The organism is Glutamicibacter arilaitensis Re117 (assembly GCF_000197735.1).
Taxonomy (GTDB): domain Bacteria; phylum Actinomycetota; class Actinomycetes; order Actinomycetales; family Micrococcaceae; genus Glutamicibacter; species Glutamicibacter arilaitensis.
Map to the genome: position 1 here is coordinate 3,279,563 of NC_014550.1, position 16,752 is coordinate 3,296,314.

Consider the following 16,752-nt stretch of genomic DNA (forward strand, 5'->3'; position numbering starts at 1 on the left):
CTGCGAGGGTTATTAACAGTTGACGTTCGGATCGCAGCGCTGAATAACATTAGGTGCCCTCTCAGCAGAGGAATGCATAGCGGCATGGCATGGAACGCGTTTTGTTCTCCGTATTCTGCAGTCTGTGCCTGATTACTGCCGGAAATAGGGGTCACTGGCAGAAGGCGAGCCCGCCTCTGTTGGTTCCCACCCGTGGAGACGAGCCATGCCGATTCCGCCTTCATAGATGTACTCAACCCAGATCACGGCATAGCGGCCGTAGCGGTTTGCTTCTGCCCATGCGAGGACATCAACGATGCTTTTTGCGTTTTCAATGCGGTTCTCGTAGCAGGCACGGTTTTCGTCCCAGAAATCTACCCGATACACGGGATCTGGATTTTCCTGACTGACGTATCGAGGATCAATGAGAGTTGCCTTGATTTTTTCTGCACTCATGCTCACAGCCTATCCCGTTCGAGGGTAATCATGCAGGAATTCTCGACCTGTCCCGTAAGCCGGTCGCCATACGGGACACTCGATCCGTTGGCTTGTTAAGTTTTCGAAACTCCGAGTTTTCAACGATTTCAGATTCCCATATACCCCGCTCGAGAAAATGCCCGGTGAAGGGGCCTTATACGGACGCCAAGAACGGTCGTTTTTGACCAGACAACCAAGAACCAGGAATCCCCGGCGTATGACTGTTAGTTTCAATTGGCGGTTTATCGGCTCTTCGAGTTTAAGCGTGGTGCAGGATGCTCAGCACGGCCGTAGCCCCGCCGTGTATAACAATATCCTGACCCGGTAATGACCATGATTCCGATAACCCCGACCGATCCGTTTCAAGTTCTTCGCCGTCAGGTTCGCCGCCTCGCTCCGAGCATTCGTCAACCGCGTACGAATGAACACCAGCAACTCGCGCCTCCACGCAGTCAGCGTCCGGAACAACGACTTCGCTTCCACCATTTTCGTTGTCTTCACCGATTTCTCCAGCACCGCCCACCTCGATTGAAAATCATGGATATCCCTGGTTTTCAACAGCTCCCGCACGTGTTCCTTAATCCCATAAATCACGCCCAGCTCAGGATCTGCTTCAAGGATCAACTTCAGCCGCTCAACTTGCCTAATCGACAAGTTCTCCAAATTGCAGGTCAACAGTTTCCGATACTTGTAGGCCGGATCAGCGGCCCTTCCTCGGCGCTGGAGCACCTCGTGGGAGCGACGCCGGCGCACCTGAGTAATCATGAGATTCGCCCGCTGAATGACATGAAAATGGTCCACGCTGATCTTTGCTTTCGGCAGGTTCTCCCGCACCGCTTTGCGGAACTCAGCAGACATGTCAATGGCCACGTACTGTACTCGTTGACGCCAGTACCGTGGCCGGGACTTCAACCACTTCTTCACCGCTGCACAGCGTCGTCCGTCCACAATATCTAGAATTTTTCCGGTATCCAGGTCGGTGAAGACAATAGACCACGGCTCAATACGGACCACTTTCCCGGTGCGGCCGCGTGCGTAGCGGACCTTACGAAAACGGTGCTCATCAATACCGAGGCGGCGGATGAACATGCGGTCCACGTTGCCTACAAGCTCACCGACCATGTTCACTCTTGCCATCACGGTTGGCCAGGAAACTTGGTACGCAGAAGCGACCCTGGACACGGCTCGCAGTTCGCAGCTCATCTCGTCCACGAGCTTTTGAGAGAGCCTGGTAGTGATTCTGGCCCTCAACGGTAGCTGTTCGGTGGTTTGCACGAACGAGCGGCGTTCGCAGGCGGTCTCTTGGCAGGCCATCCGGCGTTTACGCACCAGGACCTTAATGTCGTTGCCACCGGTTGGGAGGTCTTTGACCCGGTGCACTGGTCTGGCGTGGATGCGGGTGGTGATCACCCCACAAGTTGGACAGGCTGCCTCTGTGGCTTTGGGCTCGATAAGGACTTGTCGTCCGGCTGGTTCTTGAGTTGCGTCGATGACGCGGTAGTCAGTGAGGTTGAGAAGAATCGACGCAGCGTCGTTTCCACCGGTATCCTTAAACACGGCTCGTAGTTCCTTGCTGATGGTTTGTCTAGACAACATCCATTTTCGCAGAGGACTGCGGGCCTTACTTATTTTTCGGGCTCACCACGCTAAAACTTGAAGAGCCGGTTTATCACCGTTAAAAATGGCGCATCGCACAGCACCACCCTCTTTGGTTTTAGATGGTTGAAGGCGGGGCGCTAATTTCCCGGTGGAAATAGTGCCCCGCCTTCAACGGCAACGAAACCAGCGCTAATGCAGGACGTTGCCCGGCTGCTGGGTGAGCTGCTTGCGGTGGATACGGGCAGCACGAAGGCCGTTGGCAATCACGATGACTTCTGCGACCTCGTGAACCAGCACTACCGCGGCTAATCCAAGCACTCCGGTAATAGCCAAGGGCAGCAGGACAACGATGATCGCCATTGACAGGACGATGTTCTGATTCATGATCGCTCGGCCCCGTCGGGCATGGGACAAGGCTTGCGGGATCAGTCTCAAGTCATGGCCGGTGAAGGCTACGTCGGCTGATTCTATGGCGGCATCGGCACCGGTAGCGCCCATCGCAATCCCCACGGTAGCGCTAGCCAAGGCAGGGGCATCGTTGATCCCGTCACCGATCATCCCTGTAGGAACCTGCTGCACCGACGAAGCGATTTCACGGGCCTTGTCTTCAGGTCGCAGTTCGGCATGAACGGTGTCTATACCGGCGATTGAAGCCAGCGCGTGGGCAGTACGGGAGTTATCGCCGGTGAGCATCACCACGTCGATTCCCTGGTTATGCAGGTCTCGAATTGCCTCGGCCGCTTCAGGGCGTAGTTCATCGCGCACGCCGATCACGCCAATGACCTGCTCTGCACGGGTGACCATGACGCAGGTTTGCCCGGAGGCCTCCATGGATTCAACAGCGGAAGCAAGCGATCCTGGGGCAATCCATCGAGGACTGCCGACCCCGACCTGAACACCATCCAGGACGCCGGTAATGCCGTGTCCTGGCTCTTCGTTAACCGCCGCTGCCTCCGGGATCGCGGGTACTGCTGCGGTGATGGCCGTAGCTAGAGGGTGGGTGCTGTGCTGTTCCAGGGCGGCAGCAACGGCGAGCACCTCTTCGCGAGTCTCATCATCAACGGTCTGGACTTGCGTGACCACTGGCTGATTGCGTGTGAGTGTTCCAGTTTTATCTACCGCGATGCGGCGCAGGGAACCAAGCCGTTCGAAGGCTGCTCCGCTTTTGATGATGACACCGAACTTGCTGGCAGCTCCGATGGCGGAAACAACGGTGACAGGAACGGCGATGGCCATCGCGCAAGGCGAGGCTGCGACCAGCACGATCAGTGCGCGGGTGATCCAGGTTTCGGGATCGCCGAAGATCGCTCCAAGCACAGCAACCAGTACGGCCAGTACGATGACACCGGGAACCAGCGGGCGGGCAATGCGGTCAGCGAGCCGTGCCCGTTCGCCACGTTCCGACTGGGCTTGCTCGACCAGGCTCACCAACGTGGTCAGGGAGTTGTCCGTGCCGTTTGCCGTTGCAGTGACTACTAGCGCGCCGGATGAATTGATGGAACCAGCAGCAACCTGGTCGCCTACGGTTACTTCCACGGGAATTGATTCCCCCGTGATAGCGGAGGTGTCCAAGCTGCTTGATCCTTGGCTGACCACGCCATCGGTTGCCAAGCGTTCACCAGGCTTCACGCGCAGGGCATCGCCAATCTTGATCTCTGCTGCACTGACCACGACCGGTGCGTCGTCACGGATGACGGTGGCCGTTTCCGGGACGAGCTTCAACAAAGAGCGCAGGCCCGAGCGTGCCCTGTCCATGGCTTTGTCTTCCAGGGCTTCGGCAATGGAATACAGGAATGCCAGGGCTGCGGCTTCTTCGATATATCCGAGGATGACCGCACCGGTGGCGCTGATGGTCATCAGCAGCCCAATGCCGAGTTTCCGTTTCGTGAACAGGTTTCGCAGGGCGCCGGGCACAAAGGTAAAAGCGCCCAGCAGCAGGCCGATCCAAAACAGCACCAAGGCCACGATGGCGGCGCTTTCGCCGTGGGTGCTCCATTCAAGGACGAGCCCAGCGAGGAAGAAAACGCCTGAGGCTATGGGAACGAGCACGTGCCAATCCCGCCACCAGGGCAGTTCCTCTTCGAATTCTTCGGTGGGTTCCGGTGAATCGCAACCGCAGGCGGAACTCATGCTTGCTCCTCGTGTTCTCGATCGGCGCTGGTGGCGCAGTCAGGGCAGGAAGAGTCCAGGCAAGGTACTTGATCATCGACGGCCAACGTCACGTCAACCAGGGCGCTCAGGGCGGTGGTGAGGTGAGGATCGGTGATTTCGTACCGGGTTTTGCGGCCTTCCATTTTCGCCACGACAATTCCGCAGCCGCGCAGGCAGGTCAAATGGTTGGAAACGTTGGCGCGGCTCAGTCCTAGGGCCTGGGCAAGTTCCGCTGGGTATCCGGGTTCGTGCAACAAGGACAGGAGGATGCGTGACCGGGTGGGGTCGGCCATGGCGCGGCCAAGCCGGTTCATCGCATCGATCCGTGATTCAATGTTCATCATACGATGTACTGTACAGCACTTGATGTACTAGTGGCACCGCCCAAAATCGGTCGTTTATGACACAACTCAACCACCATTTCTCAGAATTTTTCCGGCTCTTCACAATTCGGGGTGTAGGTGTGGTCTGAATCCGCCGGCTTCGAGGAGTGCGCTGGCGATCTAGTTGGTGAGGTTGCGGAAGCCGAGGGCCAGGCCACGCAGGTGCTCGAGGCGACCGTTCACGGCTTCGGTAGGTCCGTTGCCCTTGCGCGGCCGGTCGAAGTAGGCCAGGACGTCGCAGGCGCGTCTGGTCAGGGTGCGGCCGAGCTTGCGCAGTTCTACCAACGCCTCAGGCACACTGTCGGCGAGGGCGTCGATCACGGAGCTCATCTCGACGCGGCCGGCTGCCCGGTCGGGGTGACGGTAGGCGGAGATCATGCGCTGGTAGATCCCCCAGGTGCACTCGACTTGCACGTGCCGGTCCCCAGCGAAGAGCTTGTCAAGGCGCTCGCGCTGGCGGTCGGTGAGCAGGTCAGCCCCGGTGTGCAGGGTCCGCCGCGCGGTGTAGAGCGGGTCGCCCTTGCGTCCGCGGTGTCCGTGCAGTTCCTGCTGGACTCGGCGGCGGCACTCATCGAGAGCGTCCCCGGCCAACCGGATGACGTGGAAGGGATCCATAACCGTGACGGCGTCCGGCAGCTCCTCGGTGGTGGCGGTCTTGAAGCCCGCGAACCCATCCATGGCCACGACCTCGATCCCATCGCGCCAAGCCTGATCCCGCTCGGCCAGCCAGTCCTTGAACGCCTTCTTCGACCGACCTTCGACCACGTCCAGCAGGCGTGAGGGCCCGGTGCCGTCCCGGACCGGGGTGAGGTCGATGATCACGGTGACGTACTTGTCACCGCGCCGGGTGTGCCGCCACACGTGCTCATCGACCCCGACGACCTTGACACCGTCCGGGCGGGTCGGGTCCTCGATGAGCAGACGCCGGCCCTCAGCCAGGACCGCGTCGTTGGCGGTGTTCCACGCCACGCCCAGTCCTTCGGCAACTCGGGCCATCGACAGGTGGCCGACGACGATCCCGACCAGACCCCACCGCAGGCCGGCGCGGGAGATCTTGGCCCGCGGCGGCGCCGCAGCGGTGGTGTCCTGACGCCACACGTGCGAGCACTCCTTGCAGCGGTAGCGGCGCACGGTGAGCACCAGCGTGGTAGGGCGCCACCCGAACGGCTCGTGCGCCAACTCCCTGCTCACCGTGCCACGGGGCACGCCCTGGCAGCCGCACCGCCTGCACCAGTCGTCCGGCTCCACGACCCGGCACGCCAGCACGGACCGGTCAGGCTCGAGCAGCTGGCCGGTGACCTCCAGACCGAGGCCGTCGAGGCGGGTGAAGGTAGTCAGGTCAGGGCGCGTGAAGGTAGCGTCAGGCACGCCGAGGTCTTCCGGACGGGTTGTGTGAGAACTCCCATCATCGGAAGACCTCGGCCCTCACCCCGACACCGACGCGCCGCCCCAGGTCGCACCACAGCTACACCCTCATCTGTGAAGAGCCCCGAAACCCGGCCCAGCGCGACGTGCGATGGGGCCCAGGGTGGCTCAGCTTCGGACCAGTTTGCGAGCGGGGTTCGGTGCGGTGTAGCGCAGGACGAGGACGACCCCGATGGCACCCATCAGGAGCGGGAGGGCGCTGAGAGGGAGGTTGACTCCGACCGGGACGCTCCCGCCCGCGATGCCGAACACGATGGCCAGCAGCGAGGAGGCGATCCACGAAGCGGTCAGCAGAACCCGCTGCTGTCCGGTCAGCTCTCTGACGAGGAAGGACAGCACGGTCGAGAAGACTCCTGTCATGCTGCCGGCACCGAAGGCGAGCAGGATGAGCATCGGGTGTAGAGCGTATTCGGAGTCATCGTCGAAGTACGCCGTGAAGCACAGCAGTGCCCCCAGGGCCATGAAGCCTCCCACTGTGGCCACGGCGCTTGCTACGGCAAGCAGCCGCAGCCACCGCGGTGTGCCGGCCGTCTCTGCCCCGGCTTCCAGGGCGATCTGCTCAGGTGGGCCGAGACTGTCGAGTGCCGCCTGGATCACGCCTCGCTGTTCGGCGTCCCTGAGGTGTTCCTCGATTCCGGTGAGAAGATCCAGCTGCTCGCTGGAGGGGAGCGATTCGGTCAGGGCAGTGAGGCGCTTGAGGTAGGCCTGGGCGGCGGCGGACGAGGGCAGAGTGGTCATGCGTGGTCTCCAATGACGAGGTCGACGGCTTGCCGGAAGCGGCCCCATTCCTGGGTGAATGTAGCAAGTCCGGTCTTGCCTGCCGGGGTGATGTGGTAGTAGCGGCGCGGGGGTCCACTCGGGGACTCTTGCCAGGCAGTGGTCACGAGGTTGCGTTTTCGGAGTCTCGACAGGAGCGGGTACAGCGTCCCTTCGCTCTCGAGGAGTCCTCGTTCGCTCAGCGTTCGAGCCAGGTCGAGACCATAGGTCGGTTGCTGGGCGATGACGGCGAGGACACATGGTTCGAGAGCGCCGCGGCGCAACTGCCCTACGAGGTGAACAGCGTCAGGTTCCATGCACTACAAGGTAGCACACTCCGCCAGGATCTGTTCGGTGTGGGGTAGTCGAGGCCAAGGATCCTGCGCGCGGGTGGTCTCCGCCCTGCAAGCCCGCCGTCGCATATCGGGCCGCACTGTACGGTGATCATCGACTTGACCACGGTTCGCCAGGACAGCGGCCCTTCCAGGCTGCTGGACATGGTCGAAGGCCGCTCCAAGGCAGTGTTCAAGACCTGGCTTGCCGCCCGCCCCTAGACTTGGCGCGAGGCAGTGGAAGTTGTTGCGACAATCGGCTTCACCGGGTTCAAAACCGCCGCAGCCGAGAAATTCCCGGACGCGGTCGCGGTAATGGACCCCTTCCGCGTCGGGCGGCTCGCCGGGGAAGCGGTCGACGTCTGCCGACGGCGCATCCAGTTACTCCTGCACGGACACCGCGCCGCGCCGGCGACCCGCTCTATTCCTGCCGATGCACCCTTCACACTGGAGCAGCGCTAATCACAGACCGCCAGGTCGAACGGATCCAGGACCTGTATGCCGACGAGCAACACGTCGAAGTGGAAGCGACCTGGGGCATCTACCAGCGCATGATCGCCGCCTCCCGGACCGCACACTCGGGAAACCAGAGATGCAGGCCGTCATGGACGTCCTCCGCACGGCTATCCCCGAAGGCCTCGACGAACAGGCCCGCCTCGGTCGAGCTCTGCGTCGGCGAGCCAGCGACGTGCTGGCATTCTTCGACCTACCCGGCGCCATGTGTGTGATCAACTTTAAGTAAGCCATCACGGCTGAAGAAATAGGCCATTAAAGCGGCCACATTTGAGCCATTAAAGCGGTAAAAGTAGGCCACCTACGCCACCGGGCCTGCCAAGAATCCTTCGCAGCCTCGACCGCGGCCACCACGTTGATCACCACACCCAGACAGTTCCCGCCCTTTGCTTGTCGTTCCTGTCACGAAGAAGACAGCAAAGGACATGGGCCCGTCTGGCCAGATAAGTTCCTTACGGCGCCCCATTTTTGCCTATGTACGGCGCCGGAAGGTCTGGAAGGAAATGACGGAACCCATGTCCGTGCAAGAAACTATCAGGAAATTAGACTCAGAGGGTATCTCCGGGCGAAAAATCGCCGTTCAGCTGAACCTCAGCCGAGCCACTGTCGCCAAATACTTGAGCATCACTAACTATTCACCGGCCCCACCCAGAACGGGTCAACGTCCCGCGGGCTCAGTCATCACAGGCTTCGAGGAGACTATCAGTACCTGGCTCGAAGGCGACAGAGGCCGGCCACGCAAGCAACGCCATACCGCCCAACGCGTCTTTGACCGGCTCGTGGATGAAGAAAACTATCAAGGCACGTATTCACCGGTGCAGCGATTCATCAAACGATATAAGCAGGAACGCCAAAGCGACAACGACGGATTCCTCGAGCTGGATTGGGCTCCGGGCACCATTCAAGTGGACTTCGGCGAAGCTGAGGTCATCTTGAATGGCGAACAAAAAGTCGTGCACCTTTTCGTAGTTACCTTCCCGTATTCGAATATGCGCTTCGCGCAGGCTTACGGCGGGCAGACTGCTGAATGCGTGTGCCACGGGTTGCGGACCGTCCTCGAACACATCGGTTCGGTGCCGCATCGGATGATCTTTGATAACGCCACCGGAGTGGGGCGCAGGGTCAAAACCAAGGTGCTGGAAACGAAATTATTTGCTGCGTTCAAAGCGCATTACCGGTCCGAGGCGAAGTATTGCAATCCATATTCCGGTAATGAGAAGGGCAATGTTGAAAATGCGGTCGGTTTCTTGCGCCGCAATCTGATGGTTCCACTGCCTGTTGCAGCGAGCTTGGAAGGGCTCAATAAAGTACTGCTCGAACGTTGTGACCGGCTCGGAGACAAGCCGCATTGGCGGCGCAAGATTCTGATCAAGGACCTCTTCGCCCAAGATGTTCAGGCTGGTTTGGCGTTACCGGGGGTAGGTTTTGATCCGGTGCGTTACGAGAGCCGTAAGGCCGATAAATACGGCCACCTGAAAGTGGGATCCAATACGTATGCCGCTGGCCCGGTGTTCGCTAGGAGGTCGTTGACGGTCGGGATCCGTCACGACGTCGTGGAGATCCTCGACGAACAAGCCTCGGTGTTGAGAAGGTTTCCCCGAATTTTCGGGGATCACCCGGAAATAATCATGGAACCATCCGGGGTGCTCGCGTTGCTGGCTCACCGTCCGGGAGCGTGGGCTAACTCCCCAGTGCGGGCGGTGGTTTCTGACCCCGTGCGTGACTGGATGGATACCGCGCACACCGAGGACCGGCGCCGGCTACTGACCGCGCTGGACAAGGCCAGCGAGACTGCCGGGTTTGAAACCGCAATACAGGCAGCAGGGCAGATCATTGAGCAAGGTGATGATCCTGGCCATGAAACGTTAAGCATGCTCGCCAGGAGGTTGGCCGAAGGTACCGAACCGGAAACTGGGGATGTTGACCTGTCTGTTTATGATCGGCTCTTCGCAGCCCAGGAAGAATCGGTGTTGGCATGAATCCGGTGAGCGTTGAAGAGTTGGTGCAGGCTGGACGGGCGGCTTCGATGACCGCTTCGGTGATCTCTGAGTGGGCGCATAAAGGCACCCCGAAGCAGCGTGAATTCCTTTATGAGCTGCTCCAAGCCGAGCATGAGTCCCGCACGGCGTCGCGTCATCAACGGTTGTTGAAGGCTGCGAAGTTGCCGGCGTTGAAATCGTTGGTGGGCTATGACTGGACCTCGGTGACCTTCCCGACTGATTATGGGCGGGAAGCGTTGAGTGATTTGGATTTCTTGGACCATGCCCAGGATTTGGTGCTGTTCGGCGACGTGGGTACCGGCAAAACGCATTTGGCCACTGCGTTGGCTGCCGCTGCGTGCCTGCGGGGTATTCCGGCGAGGTTCTTCACGACTGCGTCGCTGGTGATGACGCTGCGCCGGGCGAAAGATGAGGGGCGGTTGGATAAGGAGCTCGGCTCCATCGCGAAGAATCAGCTCCTTGTCATTGACGAATTTGGGTATCTTCCGATCGATAGTGACGGGGCCAGGCTGCTTTTCCAGGTCATTGCTGACGGGTATGAGAAACGCAGTCTGGTGTTGACAACAAATTTGGAGTTCAAACGTTGGGGTACCGTCTTTGGCGATGACAATATGGCTGCCGCGGTCATTGACCGGATTGTTCATCACGGGAGGCTGTTGCAGTTCCGTGGGCAGTCGTACCGGGTGAAGCACGCGTTGATGAAATGAGCGTAGATCATGATGAACCAGTTGAGGAACATAGCGGAGAACACGTTGAGGAAGGGCAGGTGATGGGCGTGCAGATACCGGGGCGGTGGCATCCTGAAGGGCTCACTTTGGAGGAGGATTTGGCGTTGCTGGCCAGCGGGGAAGGAACTGGCTGGTGGGATGAGTCCGGCCGGCCAGCTCCATGGCCACAGGATTTTCTTGACCCTGCTGCGGGCTGGTCCCAAGACGGGGTGCTGGCTGTTGACTGGGTGCAAGGTGCCCAGGTTCCGGAAGTGAAGCCCCTGGAGCAGTTACTGGATGAGTGGGACGGTGCCGAGCCACCGTTCTAAGTCGTGCACTATTGCCGTGGCAGGCCATGGATCGTTGTGTTTACGGGGTTTTTGGCCTGCCGCGGGAGCCTGTCAGGTGGATTGTGTAAGACCCCTAGTCAATTGATAGAAAGAGACTAGGAAAAAACACGATATGACCATCCAGAAAGACCAGGCCGAACAGAGCATGGAAAACGCCTCAGACATCGCCGAGAAGATCGCAGCCCTCGGCTCCATGGACGCCGTGAAGGAATCCGGGGCCTTCGACGAGCTCATGGGATTCATCGACCGCGGAGAGATCCAGCTCGACGGCAAGAACGGCTTCATCCAGCAGATCATCCGCGCCGGCCTGGAACGCGGCCTGAAATCCGAGCTGAGCAGCCACCTGGGCTACGAGCAAGGCGAAAGCCATGGGCGATTCCTCCCGAACTCCCGCAACGGCTCCTACGCGAAGACCGTGTCCACAGTGGCCGGGGATATCGACCTGCAGATCCCCAGGGACCGTGCCGGCACCTTTGTCCCGACCCTGGTGCCCAAGGGCTCACGCCGCACCGGCGGCCTGGATGAAATGATCATTTCCCTCTACGCCGGCGGCATGACCGTCCGGGATATCGCCTACCACCTAGAAACCACCGTCGGCACCCAGCTGTCCCACGACACGATCTCCAAGATCACCGACGAAGTCCTCGACGAGGTCGCTGCTTGGCAGGAACGCCCGCTGGAAGAGTTCTACCCGATCCTCTACCTGGATGCGATTGTCATCAAGGTCCGCGACGGGCACCAGGTGCGGAACAAAGCCGCGCATATGGCCATCGGCGTCACCGTGGAAGGCATCAAGCACGTGCTGGGCCTGTGGGTCACCGAGAATGAAGGGGCGAAGTTCTGGGCGCAAGTCTGCGCGCAGCTGGCTAACCGGGGTGTGAAGGATGTCCTGATTGCCTGCTGTGACGGCCTGACCGGTTTCCCCGAAGCGATCGAAGCGACCTGGTCGCGGGCCACGGTGCAGACCTGTGTGGTGCACTTGATCCGGGCTGCGAACCGGTTCGTGTCCTATACCGATCGTCGTGCGGTCAGCGCCCAGTTGAAGAGCATTTACACGGCTCCGAGCATTGAATCCGCGTGCAAGGCGTTGGATGATTTCGAAGCGTCCCAGCTGGGCCAGAAATATCCGTCAGCGGTGGCGACATGGCGCAACGCGTGGGAGCGCTTCACCCCGTTCTTGGAGTTCCCTCCGGAGCTGCGCAAGGTCATTTACACGACCAATGCGATCGAATCAATGAACTACCAGTTGCGCAAGGTCACCAAGTCCCGGGGCCATTTCCCGTCGGACGTGGCCGCGGTGAAGATGCTCTGGTTGGCGATCTGCAATATCGAGGACAAGCGGGCCCGGGAGCGAGCCAAAGACGCGCAGAAGAAGGGGCGGACCCCGCGGGCCGGAGCCGGTTCGCACCTGGTTGAAGGGGCCGGGACGAGTGGCTGGAAGCAAGCGTTGCAGCAGTTGGCTATGGCTTACCCTGAACGTATTGAGCCGTATTTGAAGTAAAAGGGGTATCCATTTAGTGGCCGAGGGAAAAACGCTATTCTAGCGTTGCCCGAGGTGATCGCCACGGCCGCTCCGAGGCCTCCCGCTCCATCGACCCGGGCAGGGCATGCGGTCCGGAAACACCGCGAGGATGAACAGCCTTCGGCTCCGGCTTACGCACCAGGTTCCGATAGGTTACTGGACCTCGCTTCACTGCGCGCTCGAGCAAGCGCATGAACACAAGTCCCCGATGGGTACTGTGCCTACGGTTGAACCGAAAAACGAACTCATCCAGATACTCCTGCAAGTGCCCCACGCTGCCCGAGCCCTGGTAAGTCCCTTCGATCATCCTTTTCACCAACGCAAACAATCGGTGCACGGCCGGCAGCGAAGCATGCGCTTCAAGCCCTGATTTCCAGACACTCACCGGTTCATGCGCATACCCTTCCACCGCGTTTCCATATCCCCTCCACCCGTCAGAAACAATCGTGGAGCCAGGAGCAATATTCGCGGCGATGAACTCACGCAACGATGCAGCCGAAGCATCAGGGATGATCGCCAACCGCGCTCGCCCCCACCCATCATCTGCAATTTCAATCGCGCCCGCCACCAGAGTCTTTCCTGCCGCACCACGTCCTGTGCGACCAGGGCGATGGCCACCGAAGAAACTTTCATCGACTTCGACCCGCCCAGAGAGCAACGAGCTGTCTTGCGTGCTCATGACACTACGCAACTTGCCCAGCATGCTCCAGGCAGTCTGATACGAAGATATTGGCAGCACACGGTGCAGATGCGCCGCGCAGACTCCGCTCTTTCCTGCGGTCATCAACCACGCGGTTTGGAACCACACGGTCAGCGGCGTGCGGGTCTTGTCGAAGATGGTGCCAGCGGTAGCAGAGAAGCGGTACCAGCACTTCTTACAGCGAAAGCGATTATCAGGCTCGTTGTTCACGAACGCGCTAAGGCATCGAGGGCAACAGATCCCCTCCGGCCAGCGTAGCCACTGCAAGTAGTCCACGCAGGATTCATCGTCGGAAAACCAAGCAAGCAGCTGGGCAAGATCTGCCGGGTAGTCCCGCCCGGCCAGCGGTCGGTTTCCTGTCGATTCAGGGGTAGGCTGAGTCATGACGAACACCCCTCCACGGTGTGTAGTCCATGCTCCCGACTGTTGACGCAGCGCGGGAGTTTCTTAGCTTCTGATCGTACTCCTGATATCGGCCACTAAATGGATACCCCTTTGAAGTAATTGTTACGAAGCCCTGAATAGCGGACGTGACTAGGGGCTTACACAAACTATCTGACAGGCTCTGCCGCGGTGGCGTTAGCGCTGTTATGGTCTATTTCTGCGCTGAGATGGCCTACTTTTTAGCGCTTTAATGGCCTACTTAAACTTGACGAAACACAACCCCACAAATTCACGGACAGGCCACCGCCCGCACCCCGCACTTAGTGCACGTGGTCTGGGAGGACGAGAAAGGGGAGACCTACGGGACGTGGCTGCCGCACTTGTCGGTCACGTTCGATAATCTTCCTCCGTACCCCACCACCGAAGGACAGCAACCATGACTCGCAACGCCTCAGAGATTTTCGATGATCTCAAAGCCCTGGCCAACGAGCTGGAAGACCTCGCCGCTACCGGACGCATCACCATGAGCACCGACTCGTGGAACAAGGACTATCCCGACACGAAACAAGCCGTCGCCCAAGCCCTGGCAACGCTACAGGTCGCGATCAACGCGACCTGCTGGATGGAAACCCTACCCGAAGCCGAATCAACCGCGACGAAACCAGGGCATCGCGGTTAAGCCTCCTGCCCACCTGTGCACAGCAAAAGCCCAATCGCTGCGCTGCTTTTCCTGCACCCACGTGGACAGCAGGAACCAAACGACCTCCCGCACACAAGCCACAAGCTGCGGTACCTGAGTTCTCCTTCGACGGCGGATCGTGGCCCGTGCATGGCCTCTGATAAGCGAATATCACTTGCCAGGCCACGAGGAACACCTATCATGGGCACATCATCTTAAAGGAGTAAGACCACGTGGAGGTATCAGAGTTAACCCTTGGCGCTGCTGGGGTTCGTATGATGCTAACTGTGAGAAAGCTCTAACAATGACAGTTCGTGGCGAAAAAAGATCCTTGGGTCCATCGCAATCGTAACCTGTCGGAATTCATTATCAGAGATCTTCGCTACCGTAACTAGATTGTTTGCTTGGAGGACTTAGGATTATTCTATGGAGACATTTAAGCGTCAAAGGTATGTTGATTACCTAGTGAACGAACGTGGGTATGAAGCTCGCCTAACTCCGTGGGGAATCTATATCGAATATCCCAATTTTGACGATAATGGCACGGCGGTCGTCAAATGGAGGGTTACGGAAAATGAACTTGCCGGTTTGAACGGGATTAGAATGCCGCGAGGCTTTACCGGCGGCGAACAGTATGCGTTCTCGGAGTTGATAGCAGCTCTTCATACTTTCACTGGTTCACGGGGAACCATGTACGGGGCAAGTATGAGAATAGAAGCAGAAGACTGAGAAGGGCTATGGCGCACATGCGGGGCTATAGGCAATAAAGTGTGTCTGGCCCGGGCGTGTTCCCGGGCCAGACAACCTTAAAACCCTGCTCTAGTAGATATTTCTCATCCAACCACTGCGAATGAATTGCCCGTCCTCAGCGCTGGGGCCGGTGCCATAAAGCTCCGGGCCGATTGGTGCTTCATCAACCATGTGCTGCGCCTTCTTCTTCGTTTCGGGAGTGTAATGCTCCGGACGCAACAGTGTCCGCAAGGCCGGGCGGTTTCCTTCATCCGCATGAGTCCAGCAGAACCACTCGCACGCCCGCCGGCGATGCTCAATGGGCATCCCGCGGTGATAGAAAATCATGGCCCGGATGCCGGAATTCACCGCACCTTCAATCATGTTCGTCGTCGCGTTGATTCCCAAGCCGTTCAGGTCCTTGTCCAGGTAGGTGAACAGATGCCCGCGTCGCAGGGCTTTGTTCATCGACTCGTAGGCGCTGCGTAGCCGATCGTGGGTGTACCACCACTTGCGGTTGCGTCGCAGGCCCCGCGGCCAGGCACCGGACCAGTCAGCAGCGTAGGTGCGTTCATTGATCAGCTCGTGGTTTTCGGCATGCCACGCAGCGAAGGCGGCAATCCATTCTGCCGCAGCTTCCTGGGTCCGGATTTTCGTGAGTTTCAGGCTCAAACGACGTAACGACTTCCCTGCAGGCAAACGCGGATTCAGGGTCAGGTAGGTGCGCACGTTGCGCTGGATATGCACCAAGCAGCGTTGAATTTTCACGTTCGGCCAGAACTCTTTGAGCGCTTTCATCAAGCCTGATCCGCCGTCGGTCACCACGACTTTCGGTTCGGGGAAATGCTGCACCAACACGGTCCACGCCTCGGCTTTTTCGCGGTCGCACCACTGCCATCCGATGACACGTCCGTGAGCGATGGCGATCAGCAGGCACCAGCCTTGGCGCAGATAGATGCCGTCGACTTGGATCTCGTCGAAGACCTCGCCGGTGTGATGCAGGTAGGGGTGCACGTTCCAGCACCAAGCGGTCTGATGCCGGAAGGTGCGGCCGGTTCCGCCGCCGAATTCGGCTTGGGAATGTTTGCTCATCAGCCAGGAGACGAAGCCGGTGAGTTGGTTGCGGGCGGTGGTGTCTTCGCGTTTGAAAACGGTGCTGGCATTGCAGGTGATGCAGCGCCAGCGCTGGGTTCCTTTGGAGGTGGTTCCGTTTTTCTTCAGTCGGGAATGACAGATAATACAAGTATGGGATTGTCCAGTAAGCTTCACACTTATGGATTCAATACCCATGTGAACCTTGATCCTGCCCCGGCTTTCCGGGGCAGGATCAGGTTTTCAGACATGCTTTATTGCCTATAGCCCCACATGCGCCATAGCCCTTCTTGTTAGAACTTACCAGCGAAGCTTGATTATTTACCGCAAGCTCGGTTCACACTGTCGGGATGAGATGTGATGAGACGGGAATTTGTGGCTGAAACTGATGCCGTGACGCCGACTTTTTTTATGATCCGCCCACGGGAATCTCGAAGTTCATAAACCCCACCGTACCGAATAGTTTTATTGCCGCTTTGGTATTTCTTTAGGCATGACCATTTTAAGGCTTCGTTTGTTGCCCAATCCGCGAAGTCCCTCCAGTTCGCACCTAAGGATTCCGCCTGGTTGTTCCAGTCGTTCATGTGGCCAGCTTTGATATGCCGATAGCCCCAACCGATATTTTTACCTTTGACGACTTTGTTTGTGCCACAACGTAGATAGGCTGTACGTCCCGAGACTCCTTTAACCGTTTGCCTACTGAAAGTTCTGACGAGCTTTTCGTTCTTATCGAAAACGCCACAGGGTGACCAGTATGCTGCGGGTTGCGCGACCCCTAACTTCTGTTCAATGTTGTCAAAGTAGAACCGTTCTCCACTTTCCCCGACAGCATAGGCTGGGACTGCCTGTGTTTCTACGAAATTTTCTGGCTCCATCTGGGCTGCATTAGCTGGCGCGCTCAGCAACGAGCTACCTAGCAGAAGAGCGCCGAGAGCAATTGAAGTGATTTTTTTCAAAAGTTTCACCCATCGATC

Annotated in this window: 16 protein-coding genes and 1 pseudogene; 7 read left to right on the forward strand and 10 right to left on the reverse strand. The window is 58.9% G+C overall.

Features of this window, described 5'->3' with window-relative positions; genetic code table 11:
* Window positions 1–132: 132 nt before the first annotated feature.
* From AARI_RS15640 to AARI_RS19395, 7 genes are all read right to left on the reverse strand, one after another.
* On the reverse strand, window positions 133–435 hold the full coding sequence (locus AARI_RS15640; protein WP_013350241.1) for a hypothetical protein: 303 nt from the start codon (window positions 433–435) through the stop codon (window positions 133–135).
* Between the two features lie 300 nt (window positions 436–735).
* Window positions 736–2,013: an ISL3-like element ISAar13 family transposase gene (locus tag AARI_RS15645; RefSeq protein ID WP_013348761.1), complete on the reverse strand. Its 1,278-nt coding sequence runs from the start codon at window positions 2,011–2,013 to the stop codon at window positions 736–738.
* 231 nt (window positions 2,014–2,244) lie between these two features.
* A complete protein-coding gene (locus AARI_RS15650; protein WP_013350242.1) occupies window positions 2,245–4,185 on the reverse strand; it encodes a heavy metal translocating P-type ATPase in 1,941 nt (646 codons plus the stop codon).
* Entirely contained in the window at window positions 4,182–4,550 is a 369-nt protein-coding gene (cmtR, locus tag AARI_RS15655) for a Cd(II)/Pb(II)-sensing metalloregulatory transcriptional regulator CmtR (RefSeq protein WP_013350243.1), read from the reverse strand. The genes AARI_RS15650 and cmtR overlap by 4 nt, the downstream gene beginning before the upstream one ends.
* A gap of 159 nt (window positions 4,551–4,709) precedes the next feature.
* Complete coding sequence (locus AARI_RS15660) at window positions 4,710–5,957, reverse strand: ISL3 family transposase (protein ID WP_013350244.1); 1,248 nt, start codon at window positions 5,955–5,957, stop codon at window positions 4,710–4,712.
* 165 nt (window positions 5,958–6,122) lie between these two features.
* On the reverse strand, window positions 6,123–6,752 hold the full coding sequence (locus tag AARI_RS15665; RefSeq protein ID WP_013350245.1) for an HAAS signaling domain-containing protein: 630 nt from the start codon (window positions 6,750–6,752) through the stop codon (window positions 6,123–6,125).
* On the reverse strand, window positions 6,749–7,087 hold the full coding sequence (locus AARI_RS19395; RefSeq protein ID WP_013350246.1) for a PadR family transcriptional regulator: 339 nt from the start codon (window positions 7,085–7,087) through the stop codon (window positions 6,749–6,751). The genes AARI_RS15665 and AARI_RS19395 overlap by 4 nt, the downstream gene beginning before the upstream one ends.
* A gap of 114 nt (window positions 7,088–7,201) precedes the next feature.
* Here AARI_RS19395 and AARI_RS20150 point away from each other — a divergent pair.
* The 5 genes and pseudogenes from AARI_RS20150 to AARI_RS15700 form a co-directional block, all read left to right on the forward strand.
* Window positions 7,202–7,817: pseudogene (locus AARI_RS20150) on the forward strand (transposase); the annotation flags it as partial.
* A 313-nt stretch (window positions 7,818–8,130) separates the two neighbouring features.
* Entirely contained in the window at window positions 8,131–9,594 is a 1,464-nt protein-coding gene (gene istA, locus AARI_RS15685) for an IS21-like element ISAar7 family transposase (RefSeq protein ID WP_013350247.1), read from the forward strand.
* Window positions 9,591–10,322, forward strand: coding sequence for an IS21-like element ISAar7 family helper ATPase IstB (istB, locus tag AARI_RS15690; protein ID WP_013348174.1), 732 nt, complete (start codon window positions 9,591–9,593; stop codon window positions 10,320–10,322). Before istA ends, istB begins: the two co-directional genes overlap by 4 nt.
* Complete coding sequence (locus AARI_RS15695) at window positions 10,319–10,651, forward strand: hypothetical protein (protein ID WP_013348173.1); 333 nt, start codon at window positions 10,319–10,321, stop codon at window positions 10,649–10,651. The genes istB and AARI_RS15695 overlap by 4 nt, the downstream gene beginning before the upstream one ends.
* A 133-nt stretch (window positions 10,652–10,784) precedes the next feature.
* Window positions 10,785–12,173, forward strand: coding sequence for an IS256-like element ISAar6 family transposase (locus AARI_RS15700; protein ID WP_013350248.1), 1,389 nt, complete (start codon window positions 10,785–10,787; stop codon window positions 12,171–12,173).
* 34 nt (window positions 12,174–12,207) lie between these two features.
* Here the strand turns inward: AARI_RS15700 and AARI_RS15705 are convergent, their stop codons facing one another.
* A complete protein-coding gene (locus AARI_RS15705; protein WP_013350249.1) occupies window positions 12,208–13,278 on the reverse strand; it encodes an IS1595-like element ISAar1 family transposase in 1,071 nt (356 codons plus the stop codon).
* Window positions 13,279–13,714: 436 nt separating this feature from the next.
* Between AARI_RS15705 and AARI_RS15710 the strand changes: the two genes are divergently transcribed.
* Window positions 13,715–13,957, forward strand: coding sequence for a hypothetical protein (locus AARI_RS15710; RefSeq protein ID WP_013350250.1), 243 nt, complete (start codon window positions 13,715–13,717; stop codon window positions 13,955–13,957).
* Window positions 13,958–14,383: 426 nt separating this feature from the next.
* Window positions 14,384–14,686 carry a hypothetical protein gene (locus tag AARI_RS15715; RefSeq protein ID WP_013350251.1) on the forward strand — a complete coding sequence of 101 codons (303 nt, stop codon included), beginning with the start codon at window positions 14,384–14,386 and terminating at the stop codon, window positions 14,684–14,686.
* 90 nt (window positions 14,687–14,776) lie between these two features.
* Here the strand turns inward: AARI_RS15715 and AARI_RS15720 are convergent, their stop codons facing one another.
* Together AARI_RS15720 and AARI_RS19765 are read right to left on the reverse strand one after the other, a co-directional pair.
* Complete coding sequence (locus AARI_RS15720; RefSeq protein WP_013348199.1) at window positions 14,777–15,976, reverse strand: IS256-like element ISAar5 family transposase; 1,200 nt, start codon at window positions 15,974–15,976, stop codon at window positions 14,777–14,779.
* A gap of 119 nt (window positions 15,977–16,095) precedes the next feature.
* On the reverse strand, window positions 16,096–16,743 hold the full coding sequence (locus AARI_RS19765; protein ID WP_096257432.1) for a hypothetical protein: 648 nt from the start codon (window positions 16,741–16,743) through the stop codon (window positions 16,096–16,098).
* Window positions 16,744–16,752: the final 9 nt, after the last annotated feature.

Coding starts and splice junctions, on each gene's coding strand:
- cmtR (WP_013350243.1), bottom strand. CDS start 4,550: ATGATGAACATTGAATCACGGATCGATGCGATGAACCGGCTTGGCCGC.
- AARI_RS15715 (WP_013350251.1), top strand. CDS start 14,384: ATGGAGACATTTAAGCGTCAAAGGTATGTTGATTACCTAGTGAACGAA.
- AARI_RS15695 (WP_013348173.1), top strand. CDS start 10,319: ATGAGCGTAGATCATGATGAACCAGTTGAGGAACATAGCGGAGAACAC.
- AARI_RS15665 (WP_013350245.1), bottom strand. CDS start 6,752: ATGACCACTCTGCCCTCGTCCGCCGCCGCCCAGGCCTACCTCAAGCGC.
- AARI_RS15705 (WP_013350249.1), bottom strand. CDS start 13,278: ATGACTCAGCCTACCCCTGAATCGACAGGAAACCGACCGCTGGCCGGG.
- istA (WP_013350247.1), top strand. CDS start 8,131: ATGTCCGTGCAAGAAACTATCAGGAAATTAGACTCAGAGGGTATCTCC.
- AARI_RS15640 (WP_013350241.1), bottom strand. CDS start 435: ATGAGTGCAGAAAAAATCAAGGCAACTCTCATTGATCCTCGATACGTC.
- AARI_RS15720 (WP_013348199.1), bottom strand. CDS start 15,976: ATGGGTATTGAATCCATAAGTGTGAAGCTTACTGGACAATCCCATACT.
- AARI_RS19395 (WP_013350246.1), bottom strand. CDS start 7,087: ATGGAACCTGACGCTGTTCACCTCGTAGGGCAGTTGCGCCGCGGCGCT.
- istB (WP_013348174.1), top strand. CDS start 9,591: ATGAATCCGGTGAGCGTTGAAGAGTTGGTGCAGGCTGGACGGGCGGCT.
- AARI_RS15650 (WP_013350242.1), bottom strand. CDS start 4,185: ATGAGTTCCGCCTGCGGTTGCGATTCACCGGAACCCACCGAAGAATTC.
- AARI_RS15700 (WP_013350248.1), top strand. CDS start 10,785: ATGACCATCCAGAAAGACCAGGCCGAACAGAGCATGGAAAACGCCTCA.
- AARI_RS15710 (WP_013350250.1), top strand. CDS start 13,715: ATGACTCGCAACGCCTCAGAGATTTTCGATGATCTCAAAGCCCTGGCC.